The sequence below is a fragment of the Tritonibacter sp. SIMBA_163 genome, from assembly GCF_046535935.1.
GTDB lineage: Bacteria > Pseudomonadota > Alphaproteobacteria > Rhodobacterales > Rhodobacteraceae > Epibacterium > Epibacterium scottomollicae.
This window is the reverse complement of sequence record NZ_JAWJBP010001013.1, coordinates 1-247: the sequence shown is the minus strand read 5'-3', so window position 1 is coordinate 247 and position 247 is coordinate 1. Positions and strand designations below refer to the sequence as shown.

The window sequence follows — 247 nt, the reverse complement described above, 5'->3', positions numbered from 1 at the left end:
AGCCGAAAGGGGTCTTGCACGCGCAATATGCGATGGTGCAGCAGTACCAGACCGGCAAATGGGTGCTCGATTTCCAGGAGCAGGATATTTATTGGTGCACCGCTGACCCAGGCTGGGTGACAGGAACGGCATACGGCGTATTCTCCCCGTGGCTTAACGGCGTCACGACTGTTATTCTGGGCGGGCGCTTTTCTCCAGATGCCTGGTATCAAGCAATCGAAGACTTCGGTGTCACGATTTGGTATAG

At 55.1% G+C, this 247-nt stretch carries 1 protein-coding gene; it reads left to right on the top strand.

Annotation, left to right across the window (positions count from 1 at the left end; all coding sequences use genetic code 11):
- Nucleotides 1–32: 32 nt before the first annotated feature.
- A partial coding sequence (locus tag R0J92_RS25390; RefSeq protein ID WP_411053724.1) for an AMP-binding protein occupies nucleotides 33–247 on the top strand: 215 nt, incomplete at its 3' end.